Source organism: Streptomyces sp. enrichment culture (genome assembly GCF_964273145.1).
Classification (GTDB): domain Bacteria; phylum Actinomycetota; class Actinomycetes; order Streptomycetales; family Streptomycetaceae; genus Streptomyces.
Window position 1 is genome coordinate 6,509,449 of record NZ_OZ186873.1, and the last position, 19,449, is coordinate 6,528,897.

17 protein-coding genes are annotated in these 19,449 nt (G+C 71.1%); 9 read left to right on the forward strand and 8 right to left on the reverse strand.

Features of this window, described 5'->3' with window-relative positions:
- Nucleotides 1–567: 567 nt before the first annotated feature.
- Nucleotides 568–2,376, reverse strand: a complete 1,809-nt coding sequence (locus ACSU6Z_RS28680) for a flavin-containing monooxygenase (protein WP_437050024.1) — start codon at nucleotides 2,374–2,376, stop codon at nucleotides 568–570.
- A 169-nt stretch (nucleotides 2,377–2,545) separates the two neighbouring features.
- Here ACSU6Z_RS28680 and ACSU6Z_RS28685 point away from each other — a divergent pair, with 169 nt between their 5' ends.
- A complete protein-coding gene (locus ACSU6Z_RS28685; protein WP_437050026.1) occupies nucleotides 2,546–3,562 on the forward strand; it encodes an SMP-30/gluconolactonase/LRE family protein in 1,017 nt (338 codons plus the stop codon).
- A 14-nt stretch (nucleotides 3,563–3,576) separates the two neighbouring features.
- On the opposite strand, the gene ACSU6Z_RS28690 is transcribed toward ACSU6Z_RS28685, so the two are convergent.
- Together ACSU6Z_RS28690 and ACSU6Z_RS28695 are read right to left on the reverse strand one after the other, a co-directional pair.
- Nucleotides 3,577–4,167, reverse strand: coding sequence for a helix-turn-helix domain-containing protein (locus tag ACSU6Z_RS28690; protein WP_437050028.1), 591 nt, complete (start codon nucleotides 4,165–4,167; stop codon nucleotides 3,577–3,579).
- Nucleotides 4,168–4,530: 363 nt separating this feature from the next.
- Nucleotides 4,531–5,157: a TetR/AcrR family transcriptional regulator gene (locus ACSU6Z_RS28695; RefSeq protein WP_437050030.1), complete on the reverse strand. Its 627-nt coding sequence runs from the start codon at nucleotides 5,155–5,157 to the stop codon at nucleotides 4,531–4,533.
- Between the two features lie 139 nt (nucleotides 5,158–5,296).
- Between ACSU6Z_RS28695 and ACSU6Z_RS28700 the strand changes: the two genes are divergently transcribed.
- Complete coding sequence (locus tag ACSU6Z_RS28700) at nucleotides 5,297–6,058, forward strand: SDR family NAD(P)-dependent oxidoreductase (protein WP_437050031.1); 762 nt, start codon at nucleotides 5,297–5,299, stop codon at nucleotides 6,056–6,058.
- A gap of 843 nt (nucleotides 6,059–6,901) precedes the next feature.
- Here the strand turns inward: ACSU6Z_RS28700 and ACSU6Z_RS28705 are convergent.
- The 3 genes from ACSU6Z_RS28705 to ACSU6Z_RS28715 form a co-directional block, all read right to left on the reverse strand.
- Entirely contained in the window at nucleotides 6,902–8,236 is a 1,335-nt protein-coding gene (locus ACSU6Z_RS28705) for an MFS transporter (protein ID WP_437050033.1), read from the reverse strand.
- A 113-nt stretch (nucleotides 8,237–8,349) separates the two neighbouring features.
- The gene (locus ACSU6Z_RS28710) at nucleotides 8,350–9,450 is read right to left on the reverse strand and encodes an LLM class flavin-dependent oxidoreductase (RefSeq protein ID WP_437050035.1); all 1,101 of its coding nucleotides are present in this window, start codon (nucleotides 9,448–9,450) and stop codon (nucleotides 8,350–8,352) included.
- Nucleotides 9,451–9,553: 103 nt separating this feature from the next.
- Entirely contained in the window at nucleotides 9,554–10,321 is a 768-nt protein-coding gene (locus tag ACSU6Z_RS28715; protein ID WP_437050036.1) for an MBL fold metallo-hydrolase, read from the reverse strand.
- A gap of 86 nt (nucleotides 10,322–10,407) precedes the next feature.
- On the opposite strand from ACSU6Z_RS28715, the gene ACSU6Z_RS28720 reads away from it, so the two are divergent.
- Nucleotides 10,408–11,016: a CGNR zinc finger domain-containing protein gene (locus ACSU6Z_RS28720; RefSeq protein ID WP_437050038.1), complete on the forward strand. Its 609-nt coding sequence runs from the start codon at nucleotides 10,408–10,410 to the stop codon at nucleotides 11,014–11,016.
- Nucleotides 11,017–11,157: 141 nt separating this feature from the next.
- Entirely contained in the window at nucleotides 11,158–11,763 is a 606-nt protein-coding gene (locus ACSU6Z_RS28725; RefSeq protein WP_437050040.1) for an MBL fold metallo-hydrolase, read from the forward strand.
- Nucleotides 11,764–12,165: 402 nt separating this feature from the next.
- On the opposite strand, the gene ACSU6Z_RS28730 is transcribed toward ACSU6Z_RS28725, so the two are convergent.
- Nucleotides 12,166–12,648, reverse strand: coding sequence for a hypothetical protein (locus ACSU6Z_RS28730; protein WP_437050041.1), 483 nt, complete (start codon nucleotides 12,646–12,648; stop codon nucleotides 12,166–12,168).
- A 55-nt stretch (nucleotides 12,649–12,703) separates the two neighbouring features.
- Here ACSU6Z_RS28730 and ACSU6Z_RS28735 point away from each other — a divergent pair, with 55 nt between their 5' ends.
- The 4 genes from ACSU6Z_RS28735 (at nucleotide 12,704) to ACSU6Z_RS28750 (ending at nucleotide 16,988) form a co-directional block, all read left to right on the forward strand.
- Nucleotides 12,704–14,389 carry an RHS repeat-associated core domain-containing protein gene (locus ACSU6Z_RS28735; RefSeq protein WP_437050042.1) on the forward strand — a complete coding sequence of 562 codons (1,686 nt, stop codon included), beginning with the start codon at nucleotides 12,704–12,706 and terminating at the stop codon, nucleotides 14,387–14,389.
- Nucleotides 14,390–14,437: 48 nt separating this feature from the next.
- Nucleotides 14,438–15,190, forward strand: a complete 753-nt coding sequence (locus ACSU6Z_RS28740) for a hypothetical protein (RefSeq protein ID WP_437050044.1) — start codon at nucleotides 14,438–14,440, stop codon at nucleotides 15,188–15,190.
- Nucleotides 15,187–15,333 (forward strand): hypothetical protein, encoded by a 147-nt coding sequence (locus ACSU6Z_RS28745; protein WP_437050046.1) that lies wholly within the window; start codon nucleotides 15,187–15,189, stop codon nucleotides 15,331–15,333. The genes ACSU6Z_RS28740 and ACSU6Z_RS28745 overlap by 4 nt, the downstream gene beginning before the upstream one ends.
- Before the next feature lie 890 nt (nucleotides 15,334–16,223).
- Nucleotides 16,224–16,988 (forward strand): IS5 family transposase, encoded by a 765-nt coding sequence (locus ACSU6Z_RS28750; RefSeq protein WP_437050048.1) that lies wholly within the window; start codon nucleotides 16,224–16,226, stop codon nucleotides 16,986–16,988.
- 113 nt (nucleotides 16,989–17,101) lie between these two features.
- On the opposite strand, the gene ACSU6Z_RS28755 is transcribed toward ACSU6Z_RS28750, so the two are convergent.
- Nucleotides 17,102–17,683: a TetR/AcrR family transcriptional regulator gene (locus tag ACSU6Z_RS28755; protein ID WP_437050050.1), complete on the reverse strand. Its 582-nt coding sequence runs from the start codon at nucleotides 17,681–17,683 to the stop codon at nucleotides 17,102–17,104.
- A gap of 94 nt (nucleotides 17,684–17,777) precedes the next feature.
- Between ACSU6Z_RS28755 and ACSU6Z_RS28760 the strand changes: the two genes are divergently transcribed.
- Complete coding sequence (locus ACSU6Z_RS28760; RefSeq protein WP_437050052.1) at nucleotides 17,778–19,223, forward strand: dihydrolipoyl dehydrogenase family protein; 1,446 nt, start codon at nucleotides 17,778–17,780, stop codon at nucleotides 19,221–19,223.
- Nucleotides 19,224–19,449 lie beyond the last annotated feature (226 nt).

The window sequence follows — 19,449 nt, forward strand, 5'->3', positions numbered from 1 at the left end:
GAAGGCGGTGAGGGCCGCTTCGGGGCGAGCAGAGACAGGATCGGCGGGGGCGCCGGGGCCGCCGGGGAGGACCTGGTGTCCTGAGCCGGGAATTGGCTGGAACGCCGGAGAGCACGCTCACCGGGCAGGTCACCAACCGCGCCGGCGACGCCCCGTCGGCCGGCGAGCAGGCGATGCCATCGTTCCGGCGGTCCGCGCGGTCCGGTGCCGGCCGCGCGATGAGCCGTCGGGGGGCGGACGCGCGTGACCGGTACGTCTCCTGCCCCGCGCCCCCGGAGCGGACCGGCGGGGGAGGGGGCGGGTGGAGCGGACACGCACCGGGACGCTCGTGCCGGCCTGACGCAGGGCTGGTCGGTGCCGGGCGAGGGCAGCCCCGTAACCCCGCGCCCTGAGAACCGGAGCACGGCGTGTCCCCCTGCGGTGGCGAAGAAGCGAGATGCCCCGTGGTCCCTTTCGGCCGCTCGTCGGTCCCACGGCGCCACCCCTTCCGCATCGCGCCGTGTGCCGCTCGCGGACAGCCCCGTGAGCGGCACGGTCGCCGACGGCCGGTCCGTGAAGGCCGCGGCACTACGGCTGCGTGGCCGTCCTGGCGCGCAGGACCTCGCCCATGGACTCCTCGCGCCATCGCTTCAGCAGGTGGTGGAAGGCGAACGCACCATGGGGATAGGCGGTGGGGCCGTTCGGCCGGCCGCGCCCCTCGGCGTTGTAGTAGCCGGGGGTGCACTCGGCGTGGAACCACGCGTGATCGGGTGCGCCTTCGGACAGCACGGCGAGCCAGGCGTCCTCGGCCTCCCGGGACGGCTCGATCACGGCGTTCCCCGCCTCGGCCGCCGCCACGAGTGCCGCGGCGTGGACCGCGTGCTCGTCCAGCACGTGCGTGTAGTTGACGCTGCTGGCGCTCTGGACCCCGCCCAACTGGATCAGGTTCGGGAAACCGTTGCAGGTGAAGCCGTGCAGCGTCCGCGGTCCCTCCTCGGCCCACGCCTCCTGCAGCCGGATACCGCCACGGCCGTGCACGGGCAGCCGGCCCGAGTGGATGCCGGAGACCCCGACGGAGAAGCCGGTGGCGAAGATCAGGCAGTCGAGTTCGTACTCGGTGTCGCCGACCACGACGCCGCGCTCGGTCATCCGCTCGATGCCGTGCGTGTCGGCGGTGTCGACGAGGGTGACGTTGTCCCGGTTGAACGCCTGGAGGTACAGGTCGGAGAAGGTCGGGCGCTTGCACGCGTACCGGTACCAGGGCTTGAGCTTCCCGGCGGTGTCCGGGTCGGTGACGATCTGCTCGACGCGGGCGCGGATCTCGTTCATCTTGAGGGCGTCGGCGATCTCGTAGGCCGCCTCGAAGGCCGCTCGGTCGCCCTGTCGGCGGAAGCTCGGCAGGAGCTTTTCCAGGAGGAGGGCCGACCTGGTCCACCGGTCGGCGACGAGGTCCTGCTCGACGTCCTCTCCCGAGGTGACGCGCAGGAAGTTGTCGCGGCGTTCGCGTGCCCAGCCGTGGCGGTCGGCGCCGACGTCCCGGGCGGTGGTGCGGCGGTTGGCGCGCACGTCCACGGTGGAGGGGGTGCGCTGGAAGACGTAGAGGTGCTCGGCGTCCTCGGCCAGCTTCGGGACGACCTGGACGCCGGTGGCCCCGGTGCCCACGACACCCACGCGCTTGTCCGCGAGGCCGGTCAGACCCCCGTCCGGAGTGCCGCCCGTGTAGGCGTAGTCCCAGCGCGAGGTGTGGAAGGTGTGGCCCCGGAATGTCTCGATGCCGGGTATGCCGGGCAGTTTCAGTTCCGACAGCGTTCCGGTGGCCGTGATCACGTAGGTGGCCCGGAACCTGTCACCCCGGTCGGTCGTCACGATCCACGTCTCGGTGGTCTCGTCCCAGGAGAGGGAGGTCACGGACGTGGAGAACAGGGCGTCCGCGTAGAGGTCGAACTTCTCGGCGATCCGCACCGCGTGCCGGCGGATCTCCTCGCCGGGGGCGTACTTCCACCGCGGCACGTACCCGGTCTCGTCCAGCATCGGAAGGTACACGTGCGACTCGATGTCGCAGTGGATGCCCGGGTACCGGTTCCAGTACCAGGTGCCCCCGAAGTCGCCGCCCTTCTCGACGACGCGGACGCGCCCGATGCCCTGCTGCCGCAGTCGTGCTCCCGCCAGGATGCCGCCGAAGCCGCCGCCGACCACCACGGCGTCCACCCCGTCCCCCACCGGCGCGCGCTCAGCCGTCTCGCCCGCGTAGGGGTCGTCGGCGTAGTAACCGAACTCCGCTTCGGCGCCGAGGTACTGCCGGACGCCGTCGGGGCGCACACGCCGTTCCCGCTCGATCCGGTAACGCTGCCTGAGTTCGCTGAGCGTCCCAGGGGGCAGATCCTGCGAATGTGCCACGTGGGGGCCTCGTTCCTTCCGGTCGCAGCAGTGGGGCCGCCTTGTTCTGAACTCGAAGCAGTCGCACGGGTCTTGGGCAGCCATGCATTACCGTAACAACAACCGGACAGTGCTGTCCGGTTGTTGTCGGGTTACTTCCGCTTGCTTTCGGACAGGACAAGTGATTCGCATGCGACGACTGCCGTTCAGGGCTTGTGCCGGACTCACCGTTCTGGGCCTGCTGGGCCTCACCGGGTGCGGCGCGCAGGTCGGGCCTTCCGCGGCGGCCGCCCACGGCGAGAACAGGACGATCCGTGCGCAGCAGGTCATGCGGCTGACGACGGTTCACGAGCGGACCGGAATGACCCTGCTGGAGGGACCGGTCTTCGACAAGCACGGCAGGCTGCTCGTCGTGGACGTGACCGCCCCGGCCGGCGAACCGAAAGTGCTCCGCGTGGACGTCCGGAGGAAGAGGTCGGAACGGTTCCACACCGATGACCGGGGTGCCTACACCTCGGCCCAGTTCAGTCCCTACGACGGGCGGATCTACCTGACCGACTTCTCCCACGGCGACATCGTGAGCCTCGCCCCGGACGGGGGCGACCTGCGGCCCTTCTTCACCGGCGACGTGGACGGCGCGCCGATGAACCCCGACGACATCGCCTTCGACCGGGAGGGCAACCTGTACGTCAGCGACTCACGCGGCATGTCCGACGGCGAGGCCGAGGGACGCGTGGTGCGGATCGACCGCGAAGGGAAGGGCGCCACCGTCCTGGTGGACGGCCTCGCCGCGCCGAACGGCATCTCCTTCGAGGCGGACTACCGCGGGCTGTGGGTCAGCGAGCTCACGCAGAATCGCGTCTCCTACCTCCTCCTGGACGGTGGAGGCGCGGTGGCCTCGCGGCACACCGCCCTGCGGGTCGACGCCGGCATCGCGCAGACCGACTCGATCGCGGTGGACGCGGACGGCAACCTGTACCAGGGGTTGCACGGCCGGCCCGCGATGGCGGTCTACAGCAGGAACGGCGAACGCCTGGCGACCGTCGAGGTCCCGGCGCGTGCCGCCGAGGGGCTGGAATCAGCGACCAACGTGGCCATCGTCCCCGGCGGGAAGCGGGCGTACATGACCGTCAGCGGACCGGGTGGGGGCTACCTGTACGCCTTTGACGCGCTGGCGCGGGGAGTGCGGCAGTCCAACGGCGGCTGACCCCCACGCGGCGCTCACTCCTGGACCGGCCGCACTGGTCCCACCTCGACACCGAGCAACCGCCAGGCCGCGCGTGCCCTGTGTTCCCGGTGCTCACGAGTGGGCCCGGTGGCGGCACCCGCCACCATGGCGACGGCGAGCATCAAGTCGTCGGGGTGGGCGGCCAGCCGATGACCGTCCGGCAGTCGCGCCCGCACGGCCCGCTCCACTCGCGTCGACAGCGCAGAGGCGTAGGCGGGGACACCCGCGTGGCTCACCGCCCCCTCCGCGTGCAAGATGCCCACGAAGGCTGCCGACTCGGTCAGATGCCAGGTCAGCGCACCGAGGACCCGCGCGATGTCCGCGCCGTCCGCCGCCGCGACCTGCTCGATCTGCCGGACGTTCTCCTCCAGCACCGCGGCCGCCACGGCGGCCCGGTCGGGGAAGTGCCGGTACAGCACTCCCTGGCCTACGCCGGCGCGGCGCGCGATCGCGGACAGCGGAGCGTCCAGTCCCTGCTCCGCGTAGATCTCCCGGGCGGCGGCGATGAGAGCGGCCCGGTTCCCGGCGGCAGCTCTGCGACCGCGGTTGGCGGGCCGCTTCTCGTCAGACAGGGCTCGTATCACGCCGGGAGGGTACCTCCGCCTGCCGCTTGCGTCGGGTGCCCTCACCGCGCCGGCGGCACCGTGACATCGTGTTCGTCCCCTCCTCCGATGCGGACGCCACTGCCGGCGGGGCACCGGGAGCGGGGCCCTGGCCGGTCGGGGCGGTCGGGCGATGGCGGAGGGGAGACTCCGGCCGTCGAGCCGTTCCGGGACGCAGCCGGCGGACGAGGGGGTCGAGCGGTTGGCGGACCGTGCCGACGCCTTCGGAGCCGCCGGGGCGTGCACGAGCGCGTCCCGGACGCCGGGACGAGCGGGCGCCACGGCTGGGAGGTGTGCGATCCGGCCGGCTGCGGCTCGGACGACGTGCCTGTTCCGGCCGTGACGTCAGAGGAGACCGGCCGAGGTCATGGCCACAGCGGTGCGCAGGTTGCCGATGAGATCGGCGAGAGCCTCCTCGCGGTCGCTGCCCGGGTCGGTCGTACGGTAGGCGTGGTGCTCCACGGCCGCACGCAGTGCGGCGTTGAGCATGGCGGCCCCGATCGCCGGCCGTGCGTCGTCGGGAGGCAGGCCGGCACGTTCGGCGAGGGCGCGGGCGAAGGCGGGTTCCGCCTCGTCGTGGGTCTGCAGCCAGACCGCGCGCAGACCGGGTTCGGTACGGGTCAGACGTAGCAGGGCACCGATGTCCAGCCCGGGGAGGCGCGAGTCGACGGTCCACAGATCGTCGAATGCCTGCTCCAGGGATCGGCCGGGCTGCCAGCGCCGCAGTGCCGCGGCGACCATGTCGATGCCGGCCGAGAACAACGGCCGTACACAGCTCTCCTTGGTGGGGAAGTAGCGCCAGACGGTCCGCGCCGAGACGCCCGCCGCCCGGCCGATCTGCTCACCTGTGGTCGCGGTGACTCCTTGGGCGACGAACAGTTCGACCGCGGCGTGGGCGATCTCCAGTCGCACGGCGGCCCTGCGCTCCTCGGTCAGCGGCGGCCGTCCCGGCCGCCCGCGTGCAGTGGTCATGCGCCCCTCCGGCGACTTCGAGACACTCGGTGCCGCATTGTCCCCCGAAGACTTTATGTCACTGAGAGACAATAAATAGTAGGGTGCTGGTGCGACGGACACGAGTCAGCTGCGACGACACCTTCTGGACGGAGCTCGCATGACCGACGGCCTGAACGGACGGAGCGTCATCGTCACTGGCGCCGGATCGGGGATCGGGCGGGCCGCCGCCCTGGCCTTCGCCGCGCGGGGTGACCGCGTGGTCGTGGCGGACCTCGACACGGACGCAGCGGCCGCGGTCGTGAAGGAGATGGAGCGGGCGGGCGGCACCGCCGTGACCGTCGCCGGCGATCTGGGCGAGCAGTCGGTCGTGGACCAGGTCGCCTCGACGGCAGTGGAGCGCTTCGGTGGCGTGGACGTACTGGTGAACAACGCCGGGATCATGGACCGCATGTCGGCGGTGGCGGACGTGAGCGACGCCGAGTGGGAGCGGGTACTGCGGGTCAATCTGACCGCCCCGTTCCTGCTCACCCGTGCCGTGCTGCCGCACATGCTGGCCGCCGGCCGGGGCGCCATAGTGAACACGGCCTCCGAGGCCGGCCTGCGCGGTAGCGCGGCGGGAGCCGCGTACACCGCTTCCAAGCACGGCGTGGTGGGGCTGACGAAGAACCTCGCCGTGATGTACCGCAAGCAGGGCATCCGCGCCAACGCCATCTGCCCGGGAGGCACCGCGACCGCCATCACCGTGGACGCCGACCGGACCGCCCACGGCCCGGCGACGATCGGCCCGTACTTCGTGAACCTCGGCCGGATGTCCCGGCCCGAGGAGCAGGCTGCGGTCATCGTCTTTCTGGCGTCGGACGCCGCGAGCAACGTCAACGGCGCGATCATCCCCGTCGACGACGCCTGGTCCGCCGTCTGAACCGGCTTCTTGGCCACGAGGTGTGGCGCATCACGCAGGCGGTGATGCGCCACACCCCCTGTCTGCTGATCTGCGACCGGTACGAGGTTCGGCCGTGTCTGCGGGACGGGGCCGCCCAGTCGGGCGCGTCGGCGGGGGCGAAGGCGGCGACGAGTTCCAGTACGTCCGTCGTCGAGGTGAGGAGATGCTCGCGCGGCGCCAGTGGCCGCAGGGTCCCGCCGGCCAGTTCAGACGGACCGTGCAGGTGGTGCCGCCCATCCCGCCGGCTGCCGCCGACTCCACCGCCGCTACGAACGCACAGCCGGCCACTTCCCCTCGGGCGTTATCGCCGCCCCGGCCGAACGGATCGGCTGACGGCCCGGAGTGACCGGCCTGCACCCCATCGGAACGATTCGCTGGATGGACGAGGACGGCGGGCGACGCACACCCGCCCGGCTCCTCTCCCTAGGGTCTTTCGTTTGGATCAGGTCGGATCAGGGAGCGGGACCTGGTGCCGTGCATCGCAAGGCGGAGGAGGGCGCCATGGCGAAAGCCATGGCAACCGACGACAACGCGGCGAGGCACGGCACCAGGCCCCGCGAGCCCGGCATGATCCGAACGAGAGGCCCTAGTGAGCCGGTGACGCCCGACGCCACGTTCCGTGAGGCAGGGCGAAGTCCGGAGAGGGGTGGGTCTCGGGCTCGGGTCTCCGTCGACTTCTCTGTCAAGTTCAGCGTGTTGAACTCAATTGAGGCGAAGGGTTCAGTCGCCTCCGCCCCCGACCTGTGCGAGTAGCCGCGGCCGCCGTGGCACGGAGCTCTCCCGTGCCCGGCGGTTCAGTTGCTGCGGAGGATCTGGACGGGCTCAGGGTCCGGTGCTGCCCTGTCGGCGTTCCGAGTGAGGCGGGCCTTCCTGGGCGGTGACGATGACCGCGGGGAGGAGGACGAGGGCGAAGGCGGCGCCTGTGAGGGCGAGGAGGGGGTAGCCGGCCGCAGCGACGACGATCCCGGAGGCCATGCCGCCGGTGGCTCCGGCGATGGCGATGGCGACGTCGACCATGCCTTGGGTCCTGGCTCGTGTGGCCAGGGGGACGGCGTTGGTGATGATGGTGGTGCCGCTGACGAGGCCGAAGTTCCATCCGATGCCGAGCAGGATGAGAGCGACGGTGAGCAGGAGGACGGAGTCGGCCGGCGCGGTGGCGGCGAGGATGCCGGCGGCCAGCAGGGTCAGTCCGGAGGCGGAGGCCGTCGCGGTGGGGCCGTAGCGGTCGGTGAGCGCTCCGGTCAGGGGTGAGGGCAGGTACATCGCGCCTACGTGCAGGGCTATGACGAGGCCGGAAGCGGCGGTGCCGTGGCCGTGGTCGTGCATGTGCACGGGGGTCATCGTCATGATCGCGACCATGACGAGTTGGCTGAGGACCATCACCAGCACCCCCAGCGGCAGACCGGGGCGGCCGTGTGGGGCGGGCTGCGGAACGTCGGGTGCCGGTCCGGTGCCGGTGCGCTCGGGTGCCTCCGGCTCGGAGGGGAGGGTGCGGGCGAGCAGGAGCGGATCGGGACGCAGCCAGATCAGCAGGGTCAGTGCGGCCAGGGCGAACGCGGCGCTCGAGATGAGGAACAGGCCGCTCAGCGGGGGCAGTGCGAGGGCGGTGGCGAGGTGTCCGGCGGGGGCGGTGAGGTTGGGGCCGACGACGCCGCCGAGGGTGGTGGCGACCAGGACGGTGGACAGGGCGCGGGCGCGGTGACGCGGGGCGGCGAGGTCGGCTCCCGCGTAGCGGGCCTGGAGATTGGCGGCGGTGCCGGCGCCGTAGAGGAAGAGGGAGATGAACAGCAGGGCCGGGTTGTCGAGGACGGCGGCGGCGACGACTCCGGCACCGCCGATCGCGCCTGCGAGGTAGCCGGCGGCCAGGCCGGGGCGGCGCCCGCGGCTCTGCGAGACACGGCCGATGAGGACGGCGGCGAGGGCGGATCCTGCGGTGAGCAGGGCGCTGGGCAGCCCGGCCAGGGTGGTGGAGTGGAGCGTCTCCTGAGCCAGCAGGGCGGCAACGGTGACACCGGCCGCGAGTCCCACGCCGCTGAGGACCTGGGACGCCAGCAGGATGACCAGGATGCGTCTTTGCGTCTCGGGTATGGAAGGCGCAGGAGTGGCCGATGGGGCGTTCGTCGGCCCGCTGGGGGGCGTCGTCGCAGTGTTGTGCATGGTGTCTCCGTTACGAGCCCAGCGGTGGTGGGCGTGGTGTTGCGGCGCCTGGTGTGGCTGCCTGTCCGACTGCTTGATGGGGCCTGCGCCCACGGCCCGGCAGCGGGGCCGGTTCAGCGCGCGGACGCGAGGACCGGTGCGGAGGGCAGGGTGTAGGCGTCGGCGATGAGTTCGGTCGAGTGCAGGAGCGCCTGAGGGGTGTGGCCCACGCTGGCGATCATGATCTCGTCAGGGCGGGCTGCCTCGTGCAGGCGGTTGAGGTGCGCGGTGACCCGATCGGGGGTGCCGTGCAGGACGCTGTTGGTCCAGCGGTCGAGAACGTGCTGCTCGGAGGCGGTGTAGCGGTAGGAAGCCGCCTCGTCGGGGGTGGGTACGAGGTAGGACCTGCCGTGGAGCATGCGCATCATGCTGTGGGCGTAGCTGCGTGTCTGGCGCAGGGCCTCGTGCTCGTCGTCGGCGGCCATGACGGCGAAGCTGGCCAGTGCGTACGGTTCGGCGAGGACTGCTGAGGGGGTGAACCGGTCGCGGTAGAGCTGGAGGGCGGCGGCGACGTGATCGGGGGAGAAGTGCGCGGCGAAGGCGAAGGGCAGGCCCAGGTGGGCGGCGAGCCGGGCGGAGTATCCGGAGGATCCCAGCAGCCAGACCGAGGGGCGGCCGGTCGCCTGCGGAAGACCGTTCTCCTTGTCCTGTCCCGGCCCGGGCACGGCGTAGACGCGCTCGCGGTAGGGGTGCCCTTCGGGGAAGTCGTCGTCGAGGAAGCGCAGCAGCTCGACGACCTGTTGCGGGAAGTCGTCGTCGTCCGGGCGGCCTCGCCGCAGGGCGGCGGCGGTGGCCTGGTCGGTGCCCGGGGCACGGCCCAGACCGAGGTCGATCCGGTCCGGGGCGAGGGCCTGGAGCAGGCCGTACTGCTCGGCGACGATCAGTGGGGGGTGGTTGGGCAGCATCACTCCGCCCGCCCCGAGCCGCAGCCGCGTGGTGTGGGCGGTCAGCCGGGCCAGCAGGACGGCGGGGCTGGAGGAGGAGACGCCGGGCATGGAATGGTGTTCGGTCACCCAGTAGCGGGTGAAGCCGCGCCTCTCGGCGAGTCCGGCCAGTGCGATGCTGCCGGACAGGGCGTCGGCGGCGCTGATGCCGCGGCCGGCCAGGGCGGTGTCGAGGACGGACAGCGGCGCGGGAGCGGAGCCGCGGGCCGTGCCCTTGATCGGGTCGTTCACGGGGATTCCTTCTGCGGTGCGCCGGCCTGGCGCGAGTGGCCGGGCCGGGGAAGGGGCCGCCGCGGTGCGCTCGTGGCGCACCGCGGGGCCAGGGCGTTCGGTGTCAGGCCAGTTCGACGCGGTCGATCAGCCCGGCGGTGGTGAAGGCGTCCACGAGCCGCTCGCGGCCCTCGGTGAAGTGGGCCCAGCTGTCGTAGTGGACCGGCACGATCCGGCGGGCGCCCAGGATGCGGGCGGCCTCGGCGGCCTGGGCGCTGTCGAGCGTGAGCAGCGCGCGGTCCAAGAGGGGAGTGCGGACCGCGCCGGCGAACAGGACGGCGGTGTCCACCGGGCCGAAACGGCCGGCGATCTCGCGGACCAGGGAGAGCTGGGCGTTGTCGCCGCTGATGTAGACGGTGGGCAGGCCGTCACCGCTCAGGACGAAACCGACGACCTCGCCGACGACCGGTTCGAGGTCCTCGCGCGTCCCGGGGCCGTGCAGGGCCGGAACGCCGGTGACGGTGATCGTGCCGCCACCGGGGCGGTCGAGTTCGATGGACTCCCAGTCCTTCAGGGGGCGTGCGGTGCCGCCCAGCCTGCCTGCGCCACTGGGCGTGGTCAGGGTGAGGGGGACATCGGCGAGCAGGGCCCGGCCCGAGGCGTCGAGGTTGTCGTCGTGCTCGTCGTGCGACAGCAGCACCACGTCGATTCGGCCCAGGTCAGCGGGCCTGGCGGAGGCGGGCGCGGTCTTGGTCAGGCCCGACGGGTAGGTGCCGGGGGCGTCGAAGGTCGGGTCGGTCAGGAACCGCAGCCCGCCGTACTCGATGAGTGCGGTCGGACCGCCGAGGACACGGACGGGGACCTGCTCGCTGGACGCGCCGGTTGCTGTCATGACGAAATAACCTCACGGATAGATTGACCTACATCCGTGACCATAGGGGTTTGTCACGGATGAAGGCAAGCTGTAACGTGAGATGTGTGAGTGAGATCGATACCGTCGAAGCCGTCGGCACCGGGCTGCCGCCGGCACCGGGCGCTGAGCACTACCCCGCGCTCGACCTCGCCAACAGCGCCATCGCCCTGCCGGGCGGCCAGTTCCTCGACATGCTGGGAACCCCATCCGGCGCCAATCAGTGGCTGGTCGACCACAACCTGGCCCCCGCGGACGCCGGGCTGCAGGAGATCTGCGCGGCCCGCCTGCGCTCCCTGCGCGAACAGGTACGCGCCCTGCTCGCCGCCCAGGTCGGCGGCCACCCCGCCCCCGCCACCGCACTGGCCGCCGTCAACGACGCCCTCACCCGGGTCCCCACCGCCTCCCCGCTCGGCTGGGACTCCGTCCGCGGCATGCACCGCACTGCCCCGCACCCCATCGACCAGATCGTCGACCAGGCCCTGGGCATCCTCGCCGCCGACGCCGCCGACCTGCTCACCGGACCTGACGCCGAACGGCTGACGGCCTGCCCCTCCACCCCCTGCAACCGCTATCTGCTCCGCGCCGGGCGCCGCCAATGGTGCTCGGTCCGCTGTGGCGACCGAGCCCGCGCCGCCCGCGCCTACGCCCGCCGCACGCAGAACACCGCCGGCTGAGTCCGGCCGCCCTCGCCCCGCCGCCGGTTCACCGAACCGCGCCGGGGCGCGGTTTCGCACACCCTCGAGCCCCGGCATGGACGGCACACCTCGCTTTCCACCCGGCCACTCCCCACGATCGACGAAGGACCATCACCTCCCATGACGGCCACATTCACCCTGCTGACCACCGGCTACGACAGCCTCGACGCCCGCAATGCGGACCGCGACGGCCGCGAGAAGCCGTGGCACGTCGCCTCGACCGTCTGCCTCCTGCGCGACGGCGACACGATCGTCGTCGTCGACCCCGGCATGGTCGAGGACCGCAGACTCATCCTCGACCCGCTGGCCGCCGCCGGAATCAGCCCCGAGCAGGTGACCGACGTGGTCTTCAGCCACCACCACCCCGACCACACCCTCAACGCCGCCCTCTTCCCCAACGCGCGCGCCCACGACGTCTGGGCCGCCTACCACAACGACCTCTGGTACGACCGGCCCGCCGACGGATACCGGCTCTCCCCTTCGATCCGCTTGATGGAAACGCCCGGCCACACTCCCCAGGACATCTCCACCGTCGCGGAAACCGCCGAAGGGACCGTCGTCCTCACCCACGCCTGGTGGAGCGTCCACGGCCCCGCCGAAGACCCCACCTCCGACGACCACGAGGGCCTGCGTGCCTCCCGCCGCAAGATCCTCGCCCTCGAGCCCGCCCTGATCGTCCCCGGCCACGGAGCCCCCTTCGTCCCCGACGAGAACACCCCCGTCTGAACCGCGGAGGCCGACCCCGAGACCAGCTTCGATACGCCGTCGTCGTCCCGGTGCCTGCTCGCGGTACGCCTGCTGGAACCGGACCCGGCATCGGACGGCCGCCTCAGGCCCGGCGGCCCCGGATACGGGCTGCCGCCGGGCCTCGGCTGTGCCGGCGGGACCCGGCCGACGTCGGCACGGTCGGCCAACTGCCGGCGCAGCCGCTTCTCGTTGTCCGGCATTTCGACCCGGGCACAGATCTTCTCGCGGAACTCGCTCCTCAGGTCAGTGTGGCGCTGGGTGAGTGCGTTCCAGGGAACCTGAGCCTCGGCCGCGAGCGCGGCAATCGTCAGCGCGCCGTTCGAGCGCTCGGGCGTGCCGCCCAGGACGCGGTCCGTCGCCGCGCGGATGCGATCGCGCTCGTCAAGGGCTGGGCTCGTGCGTGCGGCTCCTGCAGGTGCTTTCGACCCTGATACGGCGGTTGGACAGCTCCCGCAGTCGCGCAGTGCGCCGGGCCGGCCGGTCGGCGAGCGGCCCGGGCAGCACCTCGGAGGCGGCCTGCTTCCCCAGGGCCTGAGCGTGCTGCAGGAACTGCTCGGCATGACGGTCGGTGCGTGCAGCGCTGTTTGCGCACGACGGCCCGCATCGGTCCAGCCGAGGGGCGTCGACGGCGTCGAGCCGGTGGCACAACGCCCGGTCCCGGTTGCAGACGCACGTCAGGAGGGAGCGCGGGCTGCCGTAGACGGTCAGGGCGGGGTTGCCCGGGATGTAGCGGGCCTGGCGGTGGGGGCGGATCGATCCGGCGAACGTCGGGGCCTGCGCGGCCGCGTGGATCGCACGCCGCGCGACGGGCCTGGAGATACCCGTTCCGCAGACACTCCCACACTCGGCCGAAGGCATCAGCACCTACACCTACGACCTGGCCGGGAGCCTGCTGCGCTCCGCCAACGCCACCACCACGGTGGAGCACACCTACGACCTGGCCGGTCGCAAGCTCTCCGAAAGCATCAACGGCCGAACCACCACCTGGACCTACGACGCGCTGGGCCGGCGCACCTCGCGACGTACCCCGTCCGGAACCGTCTCCACCTGGACCTATGACGCCGCCAGCCGCCCCACTGCCCTGGACACCGAGGGACACCGCCTGGACTTCACCTTCGACGACACGGGCCGTGAGACTCTGCGCGGTCTCGGCCCCGACCTCGCTCTTGCCCACGACTGGGACCCGGTCGGCCGGCTCGGCGCCCAACGGATCGTCCGCGGCACCGAACTCCTGCAGCACCGGCAGTACACCTACCGCCCGGACGGGTTCCTCACCGACATCCGCGACAACGCTGGCACGCGACGCTTCGACCTCACCCCCGCCGGCCGGATCACCGCCGTCGAAGCCCACAACTGGAGCGAGTCATACGTCTATGACACCACGGGGAACCTCACCCGCGCGGACACGCCCGGCGCCGACGGCCAAGCCAAGCCCGTCCGTGACTACGCCGCAGGCCGCCTGCACCGGTCAGGCCGCACCACCTACACGTACGACGCGAACGGGCGGCTGATCCGCCGCCACACCCGTCTGCTGAACGGCCAAACCCGCACCAGCACCTTCACCTGGAACAGCGACGACAGACTGACCGGCGTCATCACCGCCGACGGCGCCCAGTGGACCTACGAATACGACGCCGCTGGCCGCCGCACCGCCAAGCGAAGGCTGATCGCGGACGGCCGCGTCGCAGAGGAGACCATCTTCAGCTGGGACGGCACCCGACTCGCCGAGCAGGTCACCGCCACCGGCACCGTAACCACCTGGGACTACCACTCCGGCACCCACCGCCCGCTCACCCAGGTCGACCGCGGCCCCGACGGCGCCCCGCGTTTCCACGCGGTCGTCACCGACGTGTCCGGCGCCCCGAGTGAACTCATCACTCCCGACGGCGCCATTGCCTGGCGAATCCGCACCACCATCTGGGGCCTGCCCCTGCCCGGCTCCTCCGACGGCTCGACGACACACTGCCCGCTGCGCTTCCCCGGCCAGTACGCCGACGCCGAGACCGGCTGGCACTACAACTACTTCCGGTATTACGACCCGGAAACCGCCCGCTACGTCAGCCACGACCCCCTCGGCCTGGCCGCAGCCCCCAACGACTACACCTACGTCGACAACCCCCTCACCATCGCCGACCCGCTCGGCCTCATGCCGGCCATCAACGGCCCGGGCGGCCGGTGGATGCGGGACCCTAACTCGCCCATCATCCAGCACAACCGCGACACCGAGTACCCCAGCAGCTACCGACAGTCCACCCATGACGCCATGGCCGCGCAATGGACCGTGGAAGGGCAGCAGCAGGGCGGCGTTCCCGTCTACCCTGCCGGGCACCCCAGCGCCGGCCAGCGCATCCCCCGTGACCAGCTGAACTGGTTCGATTCGAACGGCAACCCGGTACCCAGCGACCAGCTGACCTACGAACACATGCACCCGGTCGTCGACCACTGGAACCAGACCGGATACAACACCGACCGCGCCACCCGCAACGACTACTACAACGACACCAATAACATGGTGCCGATGACGCGCAGCGAGAACTCCAGCGGCGGCGGACGCATGACGGCGACCTACCGGCAGGACACCGGTCCGAACTACTCCTGCTCCTGACCCGGCAGGGAACAAACAGGCACAGGCCAGGACGAGGAAGAGAGACAGATGAAGGACCTGACGGCGAAGGTGTCCGCCCAACCCGGTGTCGCCCCCATCGACGGCCTGCCCGACGCCTGGCACTGGTCACGGATGATCTTCAACTTCGACGCCATCCTCACTCCGGACCACGAGCATCTGCTGGAAATGCGCGTGATGGGCCGCTACGACGCGACCCTGGCCCGCGCCGTCCTGAAGTTCGCCCGCGAGCACAGCACACGGATCGTCGGCAGTGGCCAGCCGCTCGTGGCACTCGCTGGGTTCTCCTGCCCCGGCTGGGAATTCGACACCGTCGCCGCCGTCAGCCCCGACGTCCACGACAACCACGCCCAGGACGACCCCGACCTTTATAAGGCCACCTACACCCTCTTCCCCGGCTACCGATGCGAGTTCTCCGGAACAGAGACCAAAGACGAAGCGGTCCACCTGTTCCGCTACGCACTCCAGCCGACCAAGCTCGACCGTGAGCCCGCCCCCTTCCTGAGGATGCGCTACGACAACCAGCGCACCAAGAGCCACAGCATCGGGTTCGACCGCGGCCTTGCCCCCCTGCCCGTCCTGCTGAACGAACTGTCGCTGCTCGAGGGCGCTCCCGGAAGCTGGGTCGAATGGGAGAACCGCCTCGGCAACGTCCTGAAAGCCGAAGCCGGCACAGCTCCCGCCCTCACCCTGCACACCGCGTCAGGCCGCCGCGAAGTCACCACCGATGAATTGCTCACCTTCGCCGAACAGACTGTCACCCGCGCCGACGAGGGCCCATGACCCACATCCGCGCCACAGCCTGGAACGGGGACACCTGGGAGGACCCCGACGAGGACACGCTGTACGATCTCCTCAGTGAACTCAACCTGGTCCACCGCTTCCTCATCATCGAACGCACCGACTCGCGCGACCACGGGCAGTAATACATTCAGGTGCGCCTCGAGGAAGACAGCAGCTGCCTCGTCGAGTACCGAGAAGGCGGACCTCACGCCCATTTCCAAGCCCGCGTACCTGCCCCCTACGCCATGCACGGCCACGACATCGCCGCCGACGTCGTGAAGAGCTGGGCACGCGGCGATGATCACTGGAGGACAGCCCTGACTTGGACACCCTTGGGCGGCCTCGCACGCGGCGGTGACGGGGGACGCCACACATAGCGGGGACGGGCCTCGCCTGGCTTCGCCGTACGTCTCCTTGAGACCGAACAGCTGCCGCCTTACGGCAGTCGCGCTGACGCGCCCGCATCCGCCAACGCGCCGACCACAACGCTCCCACGGCTCCGCCCAGAGACGGCTGCGATGTGCCACCGATGTCGCGCGCCGCGTGGATGTCGCAGGCGGTGACGTCACCGCCGCCGCTTTTACCAGCGGCTCATAGACATCGGGCGCATCAAAGCGGATGCGCAGATCCTCCCTCCTGGCATCCGCACCTGGCGCCCCCGCTAACCCGGTGAAGCGCGCGGGAGTACAGGCCGCCCAGAGATGGACGGCAACAGCCTCAAGCCCCCGTCGGCAGCGCCCTCGCCTCTGGGTGAGAAGCCCGAGCCCCCCTTTGCTGCTGCAGTACCCCCTGGCGGAGATCTCGTCCTGTGTGATCACTGCGGAGTGACAATCGTTCGATATGGGCCCTCGTTCGAGGGACTGCGGGAACCCTTCCCCGGCCTCTAGCCTGTTCTCATATGAGTCACACCTTGAGCCGTTTCCAACTTGGTTGATGAGCTGGTCAGTTGGCGCGGAGGCGGTGTCCGGGAAGAGGTGAAGCTCCTGGTAGATGGGTTGTCGACCAAGAGCAACCTGTCCGCCCGGAGCTTCACGTGCTTGTCTACCCATCGGGGATCGATCTGTCCAGCTCGACCCTGCGGCGCCTCTCCCGACTGCTGTCCGCCCGGCGCCGGGAGCGGGGCACGCGGTGGCGCCGGCTGAGCGCGGACCGGCAGGCCCTGCTGGTCCTGGCCCATCTGCGCTGCGGCCACACCTACGCCCAACTCGCGGCCGGATTCGGCGTCGGGATCGCCACCGTCTACCGCTACGTCGCCGAGGCGGTGCAGGTCCTGGCCGCCATCGCCCCGAACCTCGCTGCGGCCGCCCGCACTGCCGCGCGCAAGGCGTTCGTAATCCTGGACGGCACCCTGCTGCCCATCGACCGGATCGCCGCCGACCGCCCGTACTACTCGGGGAAGCACAAGCGCCACGGCATGAACGTACAGGTCATCGCCGACCCGTTCGGCCGTCTGCTGTGGGCCTCGCCCGCCCTGCCCGGCGCGGTCCACGACATCAAAGCCGCCCGCACCCACGGCGTCATCGAGGCGCTGGCCGAGGCCGGCGCGCGCTGCTGGGCGGACAAGGGATACCAGGGCGCCGACGGCACCGTTCGGGTCCCGTACCGCGGCCGCTGGGACAAGCTCTCCGCGGGCCAGAAGGCCGTCAACGTCTCCCACGCCAGGATCCGCGCGGTCGGCGAGCAGGCGATGGCCACCTTGAAGTCCTGGCGCCTGCTGCGCAAGCTCCGCTGCAGCACCACCCGCATCACCGACCTGGTCAAGGCCGTGCTCGCCCTTCACCTGGCGACGTCAAGCTGAGGTTGGAAAAGCCTCAAGGCGTGCACCTGGCTTCTGATGGCGGGCCGGGGCCACGCTCGGCGCGGCGCCCGTAGCGAGAACGTGCCGCGTTCACCTCACGCCGGGCCGGAGGATCACTCCGGCAGGGTAGTCGGCAAGGGGTGACATGCCAGGGCGACGGCTGTCGGCCGGACGTCGGTGAAGGCGGCGGGCCCGGTGGACATCGAGGCGACTTTGGCTCCGTCGAGGAGGGCCAGGATAACGCGGGCGGCCGCGGCGCGCTCGCCCTCGGTCTCCCGGTCGATGTTCTCCGTGAGGAAGGCCAGCAGGTCGGCACGGTGCGCGGCGATGATGTCGCCGACGGGGCCCGGCAGGTGTTCGGCTGCGGCATTGATGAAGCCGCATCCCTGGTAGCCCGGCTCTGCCGCGCTCGCGGCCGCACTGTCGAACAGCACGCCGATGCGGGCGGGGCCAGGCGCTGTCGCGCGGGCGGCCTCGGCCAGACCGGCACGGACACGCGCGGCATCACGGCGCAGGCACTCTGCGACGAGCTCGTCCTTGGAGCGGAAATGCGTGTACAGCGTGGCCTTGGCGACCTTTGCTTCGGCGATCACCCTGTCGACGCCGACGGCACGGATTCCGTGTGTGTAGAAGAGCTGCTCCGCAGTGTCCAGGATGCGGTCACGGGCGGGGCGGCGGAGTGGTGCGGAAGGCATGGATTTGACGTTAGCAGACGGGTCTGTCTACCTTCGAGACTCAAGCGAACAGACAGGTCTGTCTGTCCTGATCCGGGAATGAGTGGACCACCTCATGAGCACGCTGCACGACACCAGCCCCCACGCCTCCGCGCACCGCTACGATCTGGCCGTCATAGGCAGCGGTCCGGCCGCGGCCACCGCCGCCATGGCCGCCCGGGGGCGCGGCAAGACCGTCGCCCTCGTCGAGCGCGGTGCGTATGGGGGTGTCTGCCCCAACACCGGCTGCGTGCCGTCCAAGCTTCTGATCTCCGCCGCCGCGACCCGCGCGGACGCCGGAGCCGGGCGCTTTCCCGGCATCGCCACCACGGCGGGCCCCGTGGACATGCGCACCCTGATCGAGGACAAGCGCCGCATGATCGCCCGACTGCCGGGCGCCGACGCGGACCTCGCCAAGGCCCGGGGCGTCGAGATGTTCCAGGGAACCGCCTCCTTCAGCGGCGGCGCCGGCGGCGCACTGCCCGTGCTGTCCGTGGCGCACGCGGACGGCACTCACACCGAGATCACCGCCGAGCACGTACTGATCGCGACCGGCGCCGAACCGTTGATCCCGGCGATCGACGGCCTGCCGGATGTCGACTATCTGACCTCCACCACCGCCATGGAACTGGACCGCGTCCCCGAGACCCTTCTCGTCGTCGGCGCCAACGCCGTCGGACTGGAACAGGCGCAGATCCTGTCGCGGCTCGGCGCCACGGTGACCGTCATCGACATCGCGCCGCGCATCGCCCCGCGCGAGGATGCCGCCGTCTCCGCCGCCTTGGAGAAGGCACTCACGGACGAGGGCATTTCCTTCCGCACCGGTGTCACGCCGGTGCGCGTCGCACCCTCCGGCGACCAGATCGTCCTCACCGTCGATGACGGAATGGGCACCAGCACGCTGTCCGCCGAGCGCCTCCTCGTCGCCACCGGCCGCCGGCCCGTCACGGACCCGCTCGACCTCAAGGCCGCCGGACTGGAGACCGGCCCTGCCGGAGAGGTCGTCGTCGACGAGCACCAGCGCACCGCCCACCCGCGGATCTGGGCCGCCGGCGACGTGACCGGACGCGCCCGACAGTTCGAGTACGTGGCCGTCGCCCAGGCGGAACTCGCCGTCACCAACGCCTTCGACGGCGACGGGACCGGCACCCTGGACTACCGGTACCTGCCACACGTCACCTTCACCTCACCCGCCGCCGCAGGCGTCGGCCTGACCGAGGAGCAGGCACGTGAGAGCGATCGGCCCTACGAGGTCCGTGTCCTGCCCCTGGCACACATCGGGCGGACGATGGTCAGCCGCCGTCCGCACGGCATGGTCAAGCTGGTCTCCGACGGTGAGACGGGCCGCCTGCTGGGCGTCCACATCGTCGGCGACGAGGCCGGCGAGATCATCGTCGCCGCTGGCTACGCCCTGGAGGCCGGCTTCACCGTGGCACGGCTGGCTCGCGCCTGGTCGCCCTTCCTCACCATGGGCGAGTCCCTCAAGATCGCCGCACAGCAGCCCGCCGCCATGTCGGCCTGACCCGCCTCTGGCGTGACCGCAGGCACCCCGCCGCAGCCCGGTGCCCTGTCGCCGAGTTCACCCACCTCAGCCACGAAGGGGATGCACGGGCGTCTGGTCGGCTTGCTGGCGCGCTCGTCCTGGCACGCCGTCACGGCCTGTGGGAACAAGGCCGTGACGGCGCGGGGCCGTTGAGGTCCGGCAGGCTCTGCGTGACCTCACGACCGCGGTGACCGACCAAGGCAAG